Below are 15,459 nucleotides of genomic sequence, written 5' to 3' on the forward strand. Positions count from 1 at the left end.
GCGAGACAGAAGAGGCACAAGCCCGCTGTCCGATCGCCAAGGGAGCCCGCTGCGCCGAGCCCAGCGGATGACAGGAGGACGAGATGAGGAAGCCCAGTTTGGGCCGTGCCCTTGTGCATGGCGCAGCAATAACTGCGCTCGCTGTGTCGACGATGATGAGCACTTCCGTGCTCGCGCAAAGTGTCGATATCAGCCAGTGGTCGCCGGAATATGTGCGCTCGATCGCGGGCACCGAGGAGTTCGACACGGCCGAGCAGTGCGGGGCCGTCACCCCGCTCGATTATGAAGGCAAGCTGACCTTCTGGTACCAGGGCGTGTTCGAGGGTGATCCCGATCTGCTGCGCCAGTACTACAAGGACTTCTTTGTCGCCTTCCGGGAAACCTATCCCAATATCGAGCTCCAGGAACAGGCGCTGACCTATAACGACCTGCTCGACAAGTTCCGCACCGCGCTTCTGGGTAATGCCGGCCCGATGATGGTGCGCCTGCAGATCCTGGGCGGGGTGGAATTTGCCTCCAAGGGCTATTTGCAGGAGCTCAGCCCCGAGGATGTGGGCTGGAAAACCGAGGATTTCTGGCCGGGCGCCATGAAGTCGGTGATGTGGGAAGGCAAGACCTACGGCATTCCCACCAATAACGAGACGATGGGCTTTATCTGGAACGCCGACATCTTCGAGCGGGCCGGCCTTGATCCCGAAAAGCCACCGGCAACCTGGGATGAGGTGGTCGCCTATTCCAAGCAGATCCACGACACGCTGGGCATTGCCGGCTATGGGCTCGTCGCGCGCAAGAATGCGGGCAATACCCCCTATCGCTTCATGCCCCAGCTCTGGGCTTATGGCGGGGGCGTGTTCGACGAAGCCGACCCGAACCCGACTTATGAAGAGGTTCGCCTCGACAGCCCCGAAAGCAAGGCGGCGCTGCAGGCATCCTATGACATGTATGTGCGCGACAAATCGGTGCCGGTTTCAGCACTGACCAACCAGCAGGCCGACAACCAGCCGCTGTTTCTGGCCGGCCAGGTGGCGATGATGGTGTCGCACCCATCCGACTATGACGTGATGCTGGACCTGCAGGCCAAGGCCACGGGCGCCGACAAGGAAAAGGCACAGACCGTCATCGACAATATGCGCTATGGCCTTATTCCCACCGGCCCCGACGGGCGGCGCGCGGTGGTGTTCGGCGGCTCCAATATCCACATCCTCAAGCCTGAATATGTGGATGGCGGTGTCGTGGACGAGGCAGCGGCCAAGGCGATGACCTGCTTTTGGACCAGCCCCGAATGGTCGCTCAAAATGGCCTATGCGGGCTCCAATCCGGGCAATCTGAATGGCTTCAAGACCAGCTGGATGAAGGATCGGCTCGAAAACATCGAGTTCCTCGATGTGACCACCGCCATGCTGCCCTATGGCGTGCCGTTCCCGGCCTTGCCGGTGACGCCCGAGATCATGAACATCATTATTCCCGACATGCTGCAAAACGCACTGACCGGGGCGATGACGGTCGATGAAGCGGCCGATGATGCGGCGCAAAAGGTGCGCGACCTGACGGGCGGCGGCGGGCTCTAGGCCCAGCCGGCACAGAAGACGCGACCGGCGGCAGCCCTGCGCCGCTGCCGGTTAGTTTTTCTCTCACCACGAGAGCCACAATGACCACCCAGATCGGGTTTGCCAGCGCCCCTGCCCAGGCGCGCATTGTTCGCCCCAGTGTGTTGCAGCAGATATGGGCCAGCCGGGCCGACTATCTCTATGTGCTGCCCGCGATCATCGTCATGCTGATCGTCATCGCTTATCCCATCTATTACACGATCGACCTGTCGTTCTTTGAAACGCCCCCCGGTCTGCAGCTGCGCGACAAGAACTTTGTGGGGGTCGAGAACTACGCCACGATCCTCTCAAGCAATGTGTTCTGGCGCGTCACCCTCAACACCGTGATCTGGACCTTTGCCTCGACCCTGATTGCCTTTGTGCTGGGCTATGCCGCGGCGCTGGCGCTGCACCGCGATTTTGCCGGCCGGGCCGTGCTGCGCGCGATCCTCATCATTCCCTGGGTGATCAGCGCGGTGGCCGCATCCTATATCTGGAAGTGGATGTACCATTCCGACTTCGGCATCCTGGGCGCGGTGATGGTGCAAATGGGGCTGGTGGACCAGCAGCCCAACTTCATCGACAATGTCCACACCGTCTTGCCCTCGCTGATCGTGGTCAATATCTGGCGCGAGTTCCCCTTTGCCATGATCATGATCATGGCCGGACTGCAGACCGTGCCCGAGCAATTGCTGCGCGCCGCCAAGGTGGATGGCGCCTCGACCTGGCAGCGGTTCTGGCACGTGACCTTTCCCTATCTGAGCGGAGTGTCGACGGTCACCATCCTGCTCTTGGCAGTGGCGAACTTCAATTCCTTCATTATCCCCTGGATCATGACGGGCGGCGGGCCATCCAATGCCTCCCATATCTGGATCACCCATATCTATGAGCTGGCCTTCGGGCGGCAGCGCTGGGGCGTGGCTTCGGCTTATTCGGTGCTGCTGTTCATCATCCTGATGGCGCTGGGCTACTTCTATGTCCGCGCGCTCAGCGGCAACGAGAAAAAGGAGCACGGCGCGTGACCAGCATCACCCAAACCGCTGCCTCATCGGGCCGCACCGCAATTACCGCCCGGCGTGGGCGCAAGAAGATCGATGGCTGGCGCTGGGCAGGGCGCATCTTTCTCGGCTTCATGCTGGTTTACACAGCGCTGCCCATGATCTGGATGCTGCTGACCTCGATCAAATCGGGCTTTGCCGCCATGCAGTTCCCGCCGCAATGGTGGCCGAGCGAGCCGACGCTGGCGAGCTACCAGAAGCTGCTCGACCCGCAAAACAGCGTGGGGCAGGATTTCCTGCGCTTTTTCTGGAATAGCCTCTTTGTTTCGGTCTGCACCACGATCATGGCGGTGGTGGTGGCGGTGCCCGCGGCTTATGCCTTCTCGCGCTTCAGCTTTCCCGGCCGCAAATTCCTGTTTTTTGCGGTGCTGCTGCGCAACATGTTCCCGGCGGTGATTTTCCTCGTGCCCCTCTTCATCCTGATGCGGGTGCTGGGGCTGGTGAACACCCATGGCTCGCTGATCCTGACTTACCTGACCTTCGGGCTGCCGCTGGCGATCTGGCTGCTCAAGGGGTTTTACGACAACATCCCCGTCCAGCTCGAGCAGGCGGCGCGGATCGACGGGGCCACGCGCTTCCAGGCGTTTCTCCTGATCGTCATGCCCCTTTCGGCGCCGGGGATCATCGCCACCGCAATCTATTCCTTTATCGGGGCGTGGAACGAATACATCTATGCCGCGACCTTCCTCACCCGGAACGACCAGCTGACCCTGCCCGTCGGCATCCAGCGGTTCTTTTCGGAAAACACCACCGATTTCCCGGGCCTGATGGCGGCAAGCTTCATGATGAGCGTGCCGGTGGTGGTGCTGTTCCTCGTGCTCCAGAAATATTTCGTGCGTGCGCTCACCGAAGGCGCGGTCAAACACTAGAAAGTTGCCCCATGGCTCAGGTGGTTCTCAAGGATCTCGTCAAGACCTATGGCTCGGTTTACGCGGCCAAGGACGTGTCCCTGACAGTTAATGATGGCGAGTTCGTCGCCCTGGTCGGCCCGTCCGGTTGCGGCAAGACGACGACGCTCAATCTCGTGGCGGGGCTGATTCCGATCACCTCGGGGGACATCGTGATCGGGGACCGGGTGGTCAACGATCTCGACCCCAAGGACCGGGACATCGCCATGGTGTTCCAGAACTATGCGCTTTATCCGCAAAAAAGCGTGTTCCAGAACCTCGCCTTCCCGCTGCAGATGAGAAAGCTCCCCAAGGCCGAGATCGAGGCCAAGGTCAATGCGGCGGCCAAGGTGCTCGACATCACCCACCTCCTCGAGCGCAAGCCGCGCGAACTGTCGGGCGGGCAGCAGCAGCGGGTGGCGCTGGGGCGGGCGCTGGTGCGCGACCCGGCGGTGTTCCTGATGGACGAGCCGCTGTCCAATCTCGATGCCAAGCTGCGCGTGCAGATGCGCTCCGAGATCAAGCGCTTCCACCAGGATCTGGGGGCGACCATCATTTATGTGACCCATGACCAGCTCGAAGCCGTGACCATGGCCGACAAGATGGCTGTCATGAATGGGGGGCTGCTGCAGCAATATGATACGCCGGCGCAGGTTTTTGCCCACCCCGTCAATATGTTCGTCGCGAGCTTTATCGGCAGCCCGGCCATGAGTCTGGTGCCGCTGGAAGCCAGCAGTGCCAATGGGCAAACGGTGCTGACCAGCGCCGAGGGCTGGCACATGCCGCTTTCGGAGGCCAATGCGCGCAAGGTTGCGGGCGCCAGTTCGCGCAAAGTGGTGCTGGGGGCGCGGCACTCGACCATCCGGCTGCACAAATCGGCGGTGGACGGGGCGGTGCCGGCGCGGGTCTATACGGTGGAGCCCACCGGCGACATCACCTTTGTGCAGGCGTTCGTCGCGAGCTCGATCGTCAATATCAGCCTGCCACCCACGGTGCAGGTCGCGCCCGACGAGCAGGTCTGGCTCGAATTCGACCAGGAGCGCATGCATCTGTTCGATGGCGAAACCGAAATGGCGCTGCGCTCGGCATAATCCGGATTACCCCTGCTCATGCCGTTCCAGCTCAAGATCACTGCCATTACGCCCTTTGCCGTGCGCGTGGGTATCCGCAACCAGTTCCTGCTCAAGATCGAAACCGATGGCGGGATCTTTGGCTGGGGCGAAAGTGGCCTCACCGGGCGCGAAAAGGCGGTGGCCGGGGCCGTCGAGCACTACCGCGAGTTCCTCATCGGGCAGGACGCGATGCAGATCGGCCGGATCTGGCAGGAAATGTATCGCAGCCAGTATTTCGAGGGCGGGCGGGTGCTGCAGGCCGCGATCTCGGCCATCGACATTGCGCTCCATGACATCAAGGGCAAGGCGCTGGGCGTGCCGGTCTACCAGTTGCTGGGGGGCAAGCAGCGCGACGTGATCCCCACTTTTGCCTCCACCGGTGACAGTGCGGGGGAGGGCGCGATCGAGCGGGCCGTTGAGCTGATGGAAATGGGGTTCGACGCGATCCGCTTTTTCCCCATCGGCCAGGATAGCCGCGACATCTTTGAGCCGCGCGAGTCCATTGCCAGCACGGCGCGCCTGCTTAACCGGGCGCGCGAGGCCTTGGGCGACGCCGTGGTGCTGGGGATCGATTATCACCACCGCCTGTCGGTCGCGGAGGCGGCGAGCTTTTGCAACAAGCTCGACAAGGGCGTGCTCGATTTTCTCGAGGAGCCCATCCGCGACGAGACGCCCGAAGCCTACGAATCGCTGCGCGGGATGACTGATATTCCCTTTGCCATTGGCGAGGAGTTTTCCAGCAAGTGGCAGTTCCTGCCCTATATCGAGCGGGGCATTCACCAGTTTAATCGGCTCGATGTGTGCAATGTCGGTGGGCTGACCGAGGCGATGAAGGTCGCTGGCTGGAGCGAGGCCCATTATGTCGACCTGATGCCGCATAACCCGCTGGGGCCGGTCTGCACGGCCGCGACCGTGCACTTCGCGGCGGCTGTGCCCAATTTCGCCTGGCTCGAGACGCGGGAGCCCGAACGCGGGCTGGGCTTCAACAACGCCGACTTCTTTCCGGTGCAGCCGCAGCTGGAGGGCGCGGTTTACCGGGTCAGCGATGCGCCGGGGCTGGGGGTGGAGGTCAATGAAGACCTCCTGGCGCGGCAGAGTTTTGAGTTCTGGGAAGCGCCGCATCTGCGGCGCCGAGATGGTTCGGTGACCAATTGGTAGGCGGCCGGCCAAAGTGGAGGAAAGACGAATGACGAGTGGCGCCGAGATTCAACGGCCGGCAAAGGAATTGATCGAGGGCTTGCGCGGGCTGGGCGCGGCGACCATTGCCGGCACGCTCGGGCATATGGGGTTCCGCAACCCGCATATGACCGGCATCCTGCCCCAGACCAAGGGCAAGGTGATCTGCGGGCCGGCCCTGACGCTGCAATGCCTGCCGCAGCGGCCCGACCTCTTTAGCGAAGGCGAATATGCCGATCCCGAAACGCAGCTGCACCGGCATGTGCTCTATCATGTGCAGGATGGTGATGTGGTGGTGGTGGATGCGCGCGGCGACATGCGCTCGGGCATTTTCGGGGACATGATGTCCACCTATTTCAAGGGCCGCGGGGGCGCGGGCATCATCATCGACGGGGTGATGCGCGACCGGCCCAATGTGGAAAAGCTCGACCTCGCACTCTGGCTCAAGGGCTGGTCGCCCAATTACCATGTGCAGACCGATATCTATCCCTATGCGGTCAATGTCACCATTGCCTGTGGCGGGGTGACCGTGGTGCCCGGCGATATCATCGTGGCCGATGACGATGGCGCGGTGGTGGTGCCGGTGTCGATGGCCCAGCAGGTGATCGAGGACGGCCAGAAGCATGCCGAATGGGAGGAATTCTCGCGCATGAAGCTGATGGCCGGGGAATCGCTGCAGCGCTATTACCCGCTCCATCCCGATGCCCAGGAAGAATACGAGGCCTGGCGGCGCGAGAACCCGCTGCGCTAGGGCCCTGCCGGCCCGCCCTGCGTTTGAGGAGCGCAGGGCCGGCCAAGGCTGCAAAGCCGGTTACGACGCTGCAGCGGGAGCGGCGATGCTGTTGAGTTCCTCCATATCGGGAGCGGAGAGCTCAACTTGCGCGGTGGCGAGATTTTCCCGGAGATGGGCCACCGAGGACGTGCCGGGGATCAACAAAATATTGGGTGAGCGGCGGAGCAGCCAGGCGAGGGCCACCTGCATCGGGGTGGCGCCGAGGCGCTCCGCCACGTTCGACAGCGTCGCCGACTGCAGCGGGGAAATGCCGCCTAGCGGAAAGAACGGCACATAAGCGATGCCAGCAGCGGCGAGCTCGTCGATCAGCGCATCGTCCTCGCGGTGGGCCAGATTGTACTGGTTCTGCACGCAAACAATGGACGCGAGCTTGCGCCCTTCGGCAACCTGGGTCGCGGTGACATTGCTCAGCCCGACATGCCGCACGAGGCCACGGCTTTGCAGCTCGAGCAGAGCGGTCAGTGGAGCTTCGATCGAGCCTTCAGTCGGGCCCATGCCGAACATGATGCGCAAATTGACCACGTCGAGCACATCGAGCCCGAGATTGCGCCGGTTGTCGTCCACCGCCTGGGCGAGGTCGGTGGCCGAGAATGCCGGCAACCAGGAGGCATCGGCGCCGCGCACCGCGCCGATCTTGGTGGTGATGACGAGGTCGGCAGGGTAGGGCACGAGCGCCTCCCGGATCAGCTGGTTGGTGACATGGGGGCCATAGAAGTCGCTGGTGTCGATGTGGTTGACCCCGGCCGCAATGGCTTCGCGCAGAACAGCCCGGGCGGCGTCGGGATCACGCGGGGGGCCGAATACATGCGGGCCGGCGAGTTGCATGGCGCCATAGCCGAGGCGCTTTACGGGACGGTCGGCAAGGGGATAGGTGCCGGCGGTTTCGATTGTGGACATGATCATTCTCCAGTTGTCGCACCAAGATAGGGCTTGCCGATTGGCGTGATAACGCCCCACAATTCGCACGGGCTGTGCGGAAGGGCGAACAGTGGATTTCGACCTCAATGACCTCAGTGCCTTTGCGGTAGTGGCGCGCGCCGGAGGCTTTCGTGATGCTGCGCGGGAGCTGGGCCGCAGCCCTTCGGGGCTGAGCGACGCGGTGCGGCGCCTCGAAACGCAAATGGGCGTGCGGCTGCTTAATCGCACCACCCGCAGCGTCGGACCCACCGAAGCGGGGCGCGACCTGCTGGCGCGGCTTGCGCCCGCGCTGCAGGAGATTGCGCTGGCGGTAGACGTGGTCAACGTGCATCGCGAGCGCCCGATGGGCACGCTGCGGCTCAATGTGCCGGTCAGCGCCACGCGCACGGTGCTGCCCGCCATCATCCCCCCGTTCCTGGCTGCCTATCCCGAGATCCGGGTCGAGATCGTGGCCGATGAAAGCTTTGTGGACCTTCTGGCAACCGGGTGCGATGCCGGCATCCGCTATGAGGAAAAGCTGGCTCAGGACATGATCGCGGTGCCGATCGGGCCGCGGGTGCAGCGCTTTGGCCTGGGAGCCGCGCCGGCTTATCTCGCGCAACGGGGCACGCCCGGCCATCCGCGCGAGTTGCTCGAACATGCGTGTTTCCAGGGCCGATTTCCGAGTGGGGCGCTGTCTGCCTGGGATTTCGAGCGCGATGGGGAGCGGGTCAGCATCGAGCCCAAGGGTCCGCTGATCGTGCAGGCCGGGGCAGCGATGGAGCTGGCGATCGATACTGCGATTGCGGGCATGGGCATCGTCGCGCTGTTCGAGGATTGGTTGCGGCCCCATTTCGAGCGGGGCGAATTGGTGCCGGTGCTGGAGCCATGGTGGTCGAGCTTTAGCGGGCCGTTTTTGTATTATCCCGGCCGTCGGCTGGTGCCAGCGCCGCTGCGCGCTTTTGTGGATTTCATCAAGTCGGGCAAGTTTTAGGGGCGATCGGTCAAACGGGAACGCCGCCGGGCACGGCTTCGTTGGTTCCTTCCCAAGCATGAGGAGAGGGATCGTGGCCGATTATGAGCTCCTATACTGGTCAGTGCCGTTTCGCGGCCAGTTCGTGCGAGCAGTGCTGGCCTTTGCCGGCAAGAGCTGGACAGAAACCGATGATGGCGCGATTGCGGGGCTGATGGGGGGGCCGGTCAGCGCCATGCCGGTGCCGTTCATGGGGCCGCCGGTGTTGATCGACAATGGCAATGGGTTTGCCGTGTCGCAGATGCCCGCAATTGTTCTTTATCTCGGGGAAACGCTCGGGCTGATGCCGCCGACGGCCGAACTGCGCGCCCTGACCATGAAAGTGGTCAACGACGCCAATGACGTGATCGACGAGCTGACCCTGCAAGGGGGCATGGAGATGTGGAACGAAGCGCGCTGGAAGGAGCATGTGCCGCGCTTTGCCAAGTGGATGACGCTGTGGGAGGAACTGGGCAGCCGCCATGGCCTGACCGAGGATGCCGGCTTTCTGCTGGGAGAGGCGGGGCCGGGGATTGCCGATGTGATCACGGCAACGCTCTGGACCACGGTAGCGGACCGGTTCAGCCGGATCGAGGCGCTGTTGGCAGAGACGGCGCCGCGGACGTTGGCGCTGTCGCGGCGGGTGGCGGCGGAGCCCAGTCTGGCGGCGCTGGCGGAAAAGGCGCGGGCCGATTACGGCGATGCTTATGCCGGCGGGCAGATCGGCCAATCCATGGCCAAGATACTCAATGGCTGAGGGGCGGGGAGCGGGGCGGCCGAAGCCGCCCCGATGGGATCAGCGCGAAGCCTGGTAGAGCTTGGCGGCGATTTCGTAGAATTCCTCGGGGGCATAATCGGGGGTGAAAGCCGATGGGACGCCCTGGAGCTGCTGCATCTTGCCGCCATTGGGCATGCCTTCAACGACCTCAAGCGGGCCGGGAGGATCGCCGGGCAGGGCGACTTCGTCATTGGACCAGATGCCCGAGATGTCCTTGTAGTCGTTCTGGCTCCAGGTGTAGAGGCGGCGATGTGAGCCTTCGTCCAGGTATTTCTGGCATTCCGGGATCTTGGCCAACGGGATATTGGGCGTTGGCAGCATCTTTTCGATCTCGACGCCGGTGAGCTTCTTGAGCGCCAGCGCATAGGAATGAGCGTGCACCGAACCGCGCACCAGCAGATAGCCGCACACTTCCCGGCCCGTGGCGTCGTCAGCGCTCAGGGTTTCGTATACGCGCAGCTTGTGGAGGCGCGCGCCGCATTCGAGATGGAAATTGTGCAAGAGATCAAAGATCAGATTGCCGGTGGTGGTGATGAAATCATTGTTCCAGCTGACGCCATTGGAGTTGACCGGCGTGGCGCCACCGCCATTGGAAAGGAACGCCGCCGCAAGGCGGATATCCTGCATGGCTTCGAAGGGCGACTTGGAAATATCGCCACCGGGGCCGGCATCGCCGCCCGGCTTTTCGGGGCCGTTGTTGAGCATGGCCACGCCATTGCTCACGAGCTCCACATGGGCGAGTTCTTCGGCGGTGATCGAGGCGACAAGGCTATAAAAGGGGCGCAGCTTGTCCTTGCTGCGGAAGTTGAAGCTTTGGAACATGTAGTTCCCAAGGGTGGACATTTCGCCATATTTGCCACCCAGCAGTTCCTGCAGTGCGGCCGCAGCATTGGGATCCTGCTTTTTGGGGGGCGGCAGCTCGGTTATGAGGCGATCGACGCGCATGAACATGCTTGGCACTCCTTGTGTTAGCCAAGCAGAAGCAACGGTGGCCCCGCGGGGACGTTCCGATAAAGGGGAAATAGTCTTGCCGATTGCTTGGGCACAGCATGAGTAATCGTCGTTTATTTTAGCGGCCGCCGCCAGGCGGGGCAGCGCGCAGCGCCGGCATTAAAGACCATGCGCGCTGGTCAAGGTTCCCGTGGCAAAGGCGAGGGCCGCGGCCGCGGAAAACGCATTGCTGCGCGCCTGGGCCTGGGCGTATTGCGCCTTGAGCAGCCCCGCCTGTGACACGCTGGTTTCGGGCAGGGTGCCGATGCCGGTGCTGTAATATTCCACCGCGGCGTCGTTGTTGGTGCGGGCGGCGTTGACGAGCTGAGTTGCCGCGGCATAGCCCGAAAGGCTGGTGCGCAGCACGTCATAGGCGACAACGATCTCCTGGGCGGCGGTGCTTTGCAGGCGGTTGAAATCGGCTGCGGAAGCGGCGGCATTGGCTTGCGCCGATTGGAGTTGGCTGTCGCGCAGGCCGCCATCGAAGATGGGCAGGCTGAGGCCCAGCAGCACGGCGGCATTGGGTTGGGCGACGGTGAGCGAGGCATCGGCATCAAAGCGGCTGTCATCGACCGAATAGCTGCCGAGAACGGCGCTGAGATTGCCGGTCAGCGCCACTTTGGGCATGAAATTGGCTTGGGCGGCGAGGATGCCCTGTTCGCTGGCTTTCATCTGGGCAAAGGCTGCCTGGACATCGGGGCGGCGCTGCAGGGACGCGATGATCAGCCGGTCAAGATTGGCGGGCAGCTTGCTCGGCAGCGGCTTGTTGCTGATGTCCTGCACCTTGATGTTGGTGAGGGGCGACACGCCCATGGCCCCCAGCAACATGGATTGCGTGCTCCGCTCCTGGCCGACGGCCTGGGTGAGGTCGAACTCGGCCTGGGCCACCTGCTGCTTGGCCTGAGCGACCTCCATTGTGGTGGCGAGGCCCTGTTTCAGCTTGGCCTCGGCGGCGGCGAGGACAACTTTGACATTGTCGAGGGCTTCGCGATTGATCCGCGTCTGCGCCCTGGCGGCGTTGTATTGGTAATAAGCGTTGCTGACATCGTAGATCAGCTTCTGGTGGGCGAGGGTGAAGCCCAGATTGGCGGCAAAGGACAGCTGTTGCGCGCTGGCCAGCGCTGCGTCGCGCGAGCCGAAGTCGAACAGGAGCCATTCGATGGCGAGCGCGGGCACCACTTGCACGCCCGAAGTGGTGATGGTGCCGTTGGGGATGTCGATGGGGACGTCGAGGATCTCGGTTTGCAGGCCCGGGGCGGTAGTGGAGGTGGCGGCAAAGCCGGCTAAAACATCGGCTGACAGCACGGGCAGATAGGTGGCTTCGGCCACCCCGGTGGCGGCGGCCGCTTCGCGCGCCCGCTGCCAGGCGGCGCGGGTGGCGGGGCTGGCGAGCTGGGCGATGTTGATGAGCTGGGGCAGGCTGTAGGTGGTGGAGGAATTGAGCGTGGGCGTCGTCACCACGATGGGCATGCTGGGGTCGGGCGCCGCCGCGAAGTTCCGCGTGCCCTTGTCCAGCGCCGGCATGCCCGCAACGCCATTATAAGGCGTGGTGGCGCTGGCAGGCGCGAGATTGAGGGAGGAGGGGGAGCAGCTGGCCAGCCCCACCCCCATCAGCAGAACAGCCAGGACGTGGGGGAGCCGGTGCACAAGCATTAGATTGCCTCGAGCGTTCGAGCAAAACCGAGCAGCAATTTCTGATAGGAGTGGATGGCGCCCTCCAGGTCGGCGCGCCAGCGGGCCCGGCGAGGCGCCTTGCGCTCCAGCCGCTCGAGGCGATGCAGCGACTGGAAGGCTTGATGCAACGACTGGTCGAGCATGGTCCGGGCCTCCGGGGCAGGCTCGAGGATAGCATCGGCGGCAGTCTTTAAAAACCCGCCCACAGACGCTTCCTGCGCCAGCGTTGCTGCTTTGACACTGCGCGGGGCGCCATGCAGGAAGCACCCGGTCTGGCGCAGCAGCTGCAGACGCGCGATCTCGGGTACGGCGCGCTGGCTGGCTTCGAGGATGGTGGCTACATGGGGCAGGACGGGCGAGCTGAGGCGCAGCCATTCGGGCTCGAACACCGAGATCAGGGTGAGGCGGTGGGCTTCGGCAATCTCGGTGGCCGGCTCGGCCGCGCCGGGCGTGGGGCGCCGGAGGGCCGTGGCGAGGCTTTGGAGGGCATGGGAGAGATGGCCGGCGATGACGCCGGCAACGCTGGTGGGCCAGAAGGACAGAAAAACAATGGCCACCACCACATTGCCGATCAGGATGCCGAGCACGCGGTTGGTGGCGACCCCGACATCGAGCGAGGGGCCAAAGCCGTGCAGGGTGCAGAGGAAAAAGGCCAGCGCCATCTGCCAGCCGGCATATTGAATGAGGCTCGAGCCATTGGCGACCCAGGCGGCAATGAAGCTGCAGACGCCCACCAGCAGCATGAGCTGGCCGATATCGGTCATGTGCGGCATGAGAAAGAGGATGCTGCCGACGCCCATGACCGCGCCAATGAGGCAGCCGATGATGCGCAGGGTGGCTTTGTGGAGGGTTTCGCCGGTGGTGCCGAGCGCTACGTAAAAGCAGGTGATCATGGCGGTATGCACTTCGAACCAGTCGCGGGCGGTGTAGATGGCGTAGGTGATAAAAACCGCGAGCGTGGTCTTGAGGGCGAACTGCAGATAGGCGGGGTTGGTAAAGGTGTCGCCGCCCGTTAGCTCAAGGCTGGGATCGGGGCTGGGCGGCAGGGGCGTGCGTCCGCTCCAGAGATCGGCCAGCCGGTCGGCCGCTTCGGCCAGCGGCTGGGTTGCGGGGGAGGAGGCCCTGGGTTGCCAGCCGCCCCGGTGGGGGGCTCGTTCTTCGATCAGGACCGCGAGGCGCTCGAGATCGGCGGCGAGCGCGGGATCGCGGGGCGCATCGAGCGTGGCGAGGAGCAGGGTTTCGCTGGCGGGAAGGGTCGCACCAAGGCGCGCGGCTTCACCCCTGCTGGCATAGCCGAGCAGGGCAGCCAGCTGGATGGGGGAAGCCAGTTCATCGCCTTCCTCGGGTTCTTCGGACAGAAGAGCAAGGGCCGCAGCGCCCGCCCCGGCCTCGCCGCGCAGCGCCCTGGCGCCGGTGCGCAGGCGCTTGCCAATGGCGTGGCGCACCATGGTGTTGGGATTGGGACCGATCAGAGCATTGACCAGAACCAGGGTCGCCATGGGGAAGAACACCACAACCCACATCCAGCTCAGCCCGCGGACCAGCAGGCCCGGAATGGGCACGAAATCGTTAAGGGTGAGCACAAAAGCGAAGACGAAGCCGACCGTGGCAGCAATGGAGCCGGCGGAGGTGGCGACGGAGAAATACATGCCGCCAAAGGTGAAGGCGGCAACGAGCGCGAGGCGCACCATAGGTTCGTCGGCCGCGATATCGAGCACCAGGACGCCGAGCGCGATGCCGACGCTTGCGGCCATGATGAGGGCCAAGGCAATAGCGATGCCGCTGGCAGCATTGTTGCGGCTGGCAAAGAACACGAGATAGCAGGACAAGGCCGCTTCGGGCACCTGTTGGCTCATGGAGAGCACCACGACGATCACGCAGCAGAGCGCGGTGCGCAGGGACGCGCCAAGCCGCCCTTGATGGGGGCGCAGTTCTTCGATCAAGACGTCGCCAAGCCTGGGCCTAGGGCTGACGGGGAGCATCGCGGCGATCCGAAGGTCTGTCCACGACAACAACTGCCGACGCCCCGACGCGCAGCAGTGAGGAGGGCGGCTCATGCATTTCCAGATAAACCGGGAAACGCTTGGCCACCTTTACCCAATTGAGTGAATTGGCCAGCACGGGTAGCCCCAGAATGGTGGTTTCATCGGTGGAGCGGACGCCCCAACCGATCGCCGTGACCGTGGCGCGCACACTCAACTCGGCATCGGCCATGATGTAGACATCGGCCTCATCGCCGAGAGAGATATTGGGCAGTTCGGTTTCGCGGAAAAACGCCACCGCTTCCCATTTGGAGGTGTCGATCATGGCAAAGGCGGGCACGCCGGTCAGCACATATTCGCCTGGCGCCATGGTGAGGCCCGAGATGATGCCGTCGATGGGCGCGCGCACGGTGGTGTTGGCGAGGTCCCGTTCCGCCAGGGCCACGGTGGCGGTGGCGGTTTCGACCTGGGCTTGCCGCGTTTCCACCGTGCCGATCACCTCGGTGGCGCCTTGGGATTGCTGAAGTGCCTGCTCGAGGCTCACCAGGGAATCGTTGTAGGCGGTGCGGGCTTCATCGACCTGCTGGGCCGTGACAAAGCCGCGCTTGAGCAGGGGCTCGAGCCGGTCAAGGGTCTGCTTGGCGAGGTCCGAATTGTACTGGGCGCGCTCGATCTGTTTTTGGGTGACATCGGCATTGGCTTGTTCGGCCGAAATGTTGCGCTCGCCCTGGGCGAGTTCGGATTGAGTGGCGCGCAGCTCGGCCTGGGCTTGTTCAAGTCGCAACCGGTAAGGCTCCGGATCGATCTGGAACAGGGTATCGCCTTTGCTGACGGCGGCGTTGTTGCTGACCGGGATCTCGATGATGCGGCCCGGCACATTGGGGGAAATCTGCACGAGGGGCGCATCGATCTCGGCGAAATCCGAGCTGGGATTGGCGGCACCCTCGCTCCAGGCCAGATAGATCATCCCGGCGGTGAGGATGAAGATGGCATAGCCGACCAATCTGCCGAAGATCTTTGCCAGCATCACAGATATCCCGACCAGAGGAGCCAGCAGCCGATGCCGGCGCTGATCGACAAGCAGAGATAAGCCAGGGGCGGGGCGGGCAGGTTTTGATCGATATGGAGCAGGATGAAGAGCGCGCGGATCATCACCGCAATGATGATGCCGGCTACGGCGCAGATTACCCAGGCGGGAAAATAGGAGCCGAAAATGGGCACGGATGGGGCGTGAGGGACGCGGGCGCAGCCGGGGAGGGCAACGGCTAAAAAGACAGCTGTGCCCCACCCCCTCGATTGCACCCCAAGCTCCCGTGTTCCGCTCGCGGTGAGGACGGCCGGAAGCGGCCGGACCACGCCAATTCCAGTTCATTTCTAGCAATAGGGCGAGCGGCGCGGCTGACGGATATCAAGCGCCGGAGCGAATGCGGGTGCGGGCTTGGTAGCGGTGGCGGGGTGGTGTGGCGCTGCTTTGCCCGCGGTAACCGACCGCGCCGCGCTACGCTTGACAGGGT

General features: G+C 63.6%; 14 protein-coding genes. 8 read left to right on the forward strand and 6 right to left on the reverse strand.

Features of this window, described 5'->3' with window-relative positions; genetic code table 11:
- Positions 1–83 precede the first annotated feature (83 nt).
- From AC3YMN_RS07950 to AC3YMN_RS07975, 6 genes are all read left to right on the forward strand, one after another.
- Positions 84–1,568 carry an ABC transporter substrate-binding protein gene (locus AC3YMN_RS07950; protein ID WP_489889602.1) on the forward strand — a complete coding sequence of 495 codons (1,485 nt, stop codon included), beginning with the start codon at positions 84–86 and terminating at the stop codon, positions 1,566–1,568.
- A gap of 80 nt (positions 1,569–1,648) precedes the next feature.
- Positions 1,649–2,608, forward strand: a complete 960-nt coding sequence (locus AC3YMN_RS07955) for a carbohydrate ABC transporter permease (protein ID WP_489889603.1) — start codon at positions 1,649–1,651, stop codon at positions 2,606–2,608.
- A 110-nt stretch (positions 2,609–2,718) separates the two neighbouring features.
- Positions 2,719–3,513, forward strand: a complete 795-nt coding sequence (locus AC3YMN_RS07960) for a carbohydrate ABC transporter permease (RefSeq protein WP_210258578.1) — start codon at positions 2,719–2,721, stop codon at positions 3,511–3,513.
- A gap of 11 nt (positions 3,514–3,524) precedes the next feature.
- Positions 3,525–4,622, forward strand: coding sequence for an ABC transporter ATP-binding protein (locus AC3YMN_RS07965; protein WP_489889604.1), 1,098 nt, complete (start codon positions 3,525–3,527; stop codon positions 4,620–4,622).
- Between the two features lie 18 nt (positions 4,623–4,640).
- Complete coding sequence (locus tag AC3YMN_RS07970) at positions 4,641–5,801, forward strand: mandelate racemase/muconate lactonizing enzyme family protein (protein ID WP_489889605.1); 1,161 nt, start codon at positions 4,641–4,643, stop codon at positions 5,799–5,801.
- 28 nt (positions 5,802–5,829) lie between these two features.
- A complete protein-coding gene (locus tag AC3YMN_RS07975) occupies positions 5,830–6,570 on the forward strand; it encodes a ribonuclease activity regulator RraA (protein WP_127754863.1) in 741 nt (246 codons plus the stop codon).
- Positions 6,571–6,630: 60 nt separating this feature from the next.
- On the opposite strand, the gene AC3YMN_RS07980 is transcribed toward AC3YMN_RS07975, so the two are convergent.
- Positions 6,631–7,509, reverse strand: a complete 879-nt coding sequence (locus AC3YMN_RS07980; RefSeq protein ID WP_489889606.1) for an aldo/keto reductase family oxidoreductase — start codon at positions 7,507–7,509, stop codon at positions 6,631–6,633.
- Between the two features lie 91 nt (positions 7,510–7,600).
- On the opposite strand from AC3YMN_RS07980, the gene AC3YMN_RS07985 reads away from it, so the two are divergent.
- Positions 7,601–8,503, forward strand: a complete 903-nt coding sequence (locus AC3YMN_RS07985) for a LysR family transcriptional regulator (protein ID WP_489889607.1) — start codon at positions 7,601–7,603, stop codon at positions 8,501–8,503.
- A gap of 73 nt (positions 8,504–8,576) precedes the next feature.
- Positions 8,577–9,278, forward strand: a complete 702-nt coding sequence (gene gst, locus AC3YMN_RS07990; RefSeq protein WP_172121605.1) for a glutathione transferase, Atu5508 family — start codon at positions 8,577–8,579, stop codon at positions 9,276–9,278.
- A 39-nt stretch (positions 9,279–9,317) separates the two neighbouring features.
- Here gst and AC3YMN_RS07995 read toward each other — a convergent pair whose 3' ends face one another.
- From AC3YMN_RS07995 to AC3YMN_RS08015, 5 genes are all read right to left on the reverse strand, one after another.
- Positions 9,318–10,250 carry a manganese catalase family protein gene (locus AC3YMN_RS07995; RefSeq protein WP_127754859.1) on the reverse strand — a complete coding sequence of 311 codons (933 nt, stop codon included), beginning with the start codon at positions 10,248–10,250 and terminating at the stop codon, positions 9,318–9,320.
- Between the two features lie 159 nt (positions 10,251–10,409).
- Positions 10,410–11,942 carry a TolC family protein gene (locus tag AC3YMN_RS08000; RefSeq protein ID WP_489889608.1) on the reverse strand — a complete coding sequence of 511 codons (1,533 nt, stop codon included), beginning with the start codon at positions 11,940–11,942 and terminating at the stop codon, positions 10,410–10,412.
- Positions 11,942–13,906, reverse strand: coding sequence for an FUSC family protein (locus AC3YMN_RS08005; RefSeq protein ID WP_489889609.1), 1,965 nt, complete (start codon positions 13,904–13,906; stop codon positions 11,942–11,944). Before AC3YMN_RS08005 ends, AC3YMN_RS08000 begins: the two co-directional genes overlap by 1 nt.
- Positions 13,907–13,925: 19 nt before the next feature.
- A complete protein-coding gene (mdtN, locus tag AC3YMN_RS08010; protein WP_172121602.1) occupies positions 13,926–14,972 on the reverse strand; it encodes a multidrug transporter subunit MdtN in 1,047 nt (348 codons plus the stop codon).
- Positions 14,972–15,166 carry a YtcA family lipoprotein gene (locus AC3YMN_RS08015; protein ID WP_489889610.1) on the reverse strand — a complete coding sequence of 65 codons (195 nt, stop codon included), beginning with the start codon at positions 15,164–15,166 and terminating at the stop codon, positions 14,972–14,974. The genes mdtN and AC3YMN_RS08015 overlap by 1 nt, the downstream gene beginning before the upstream one ends.
- Positions 15,167–15,459: the final 293 nt, after the last annotated feature.

The organism is Devosia sp. Z11_6 (genome assembly GCF_058133665.1).

Coding starts and splice junctions, on each gene's coding strand:
- AC3YMN_RS07950 (WP_489889602.1), top strand. CDS start 84: ATGAGGAAGCCCAGTTTGGGCCGTGCCCTTGTGCATGGCGCAGCAATA.
- AC3YMN_RS07955 (WP_489889603.1), top strand. CDS start 1,649: ATGACCACCCAGATCGGGTTTGCCAGCGCCCCTGCCCAGGCGCGCATT.
- AC3YMN_RS07960 (WP_210258578.1), top strand. CDS start 2,719: ATGCTGGTTTACACAGCGCTGCCCATGATCTGGATGCTGCTGACCTCG.
- AC3YMN_RS07965 (WP_489889604.1), top strand. CDS start 3,525: ATGGCTCAGGTGGTTCTCAAGGATCTCGTCAAGACCTATGGCTCGGTT.
- AC3YMN_RS07970 (WP_489889605.1), top strand. CDS start 4,641: ATGCCGTTCCAGCTCAAGATCACTGCCATTACGCCCTTTGCCGTGCGC.
- AC3YMN_RS07975 (WP_127754863.1), top strand. CDS start 5,830: ATGACGAGTGGCGCCGAGATTCAACGGCCGGCAAAGGAATTGATCGAG.
- AC3YMN_RS07980 (WP_489889606.1), bottom strand. CDS start 7,509: ATGTCCACAATCGAAACCGCCGGCACCTATCCCCTTGCCGACCGTCCC.
- AC3YMN_RS07995 (WP_127754859.1), bottom strand. CDS start 10,250: ATGTTCATGCGCGTCGATCGCCTCATAACCGAGCTGCCGCCCCCCAAA.
- AC3YMN_RS08000 (WP_489889608.1), bottom strand. CDS start 11,942: ATGCTTGTGCACCGGCTCCCCCACGTCCTGGCTGTTCTGCTGATGGGG.
- mdtN (WP_172121602.1), bottom strand. CDS start 14,972: ATGCTGGCAAAGATCTTCGGCAGATTGGTCGGCTATGCCATCTTCATC.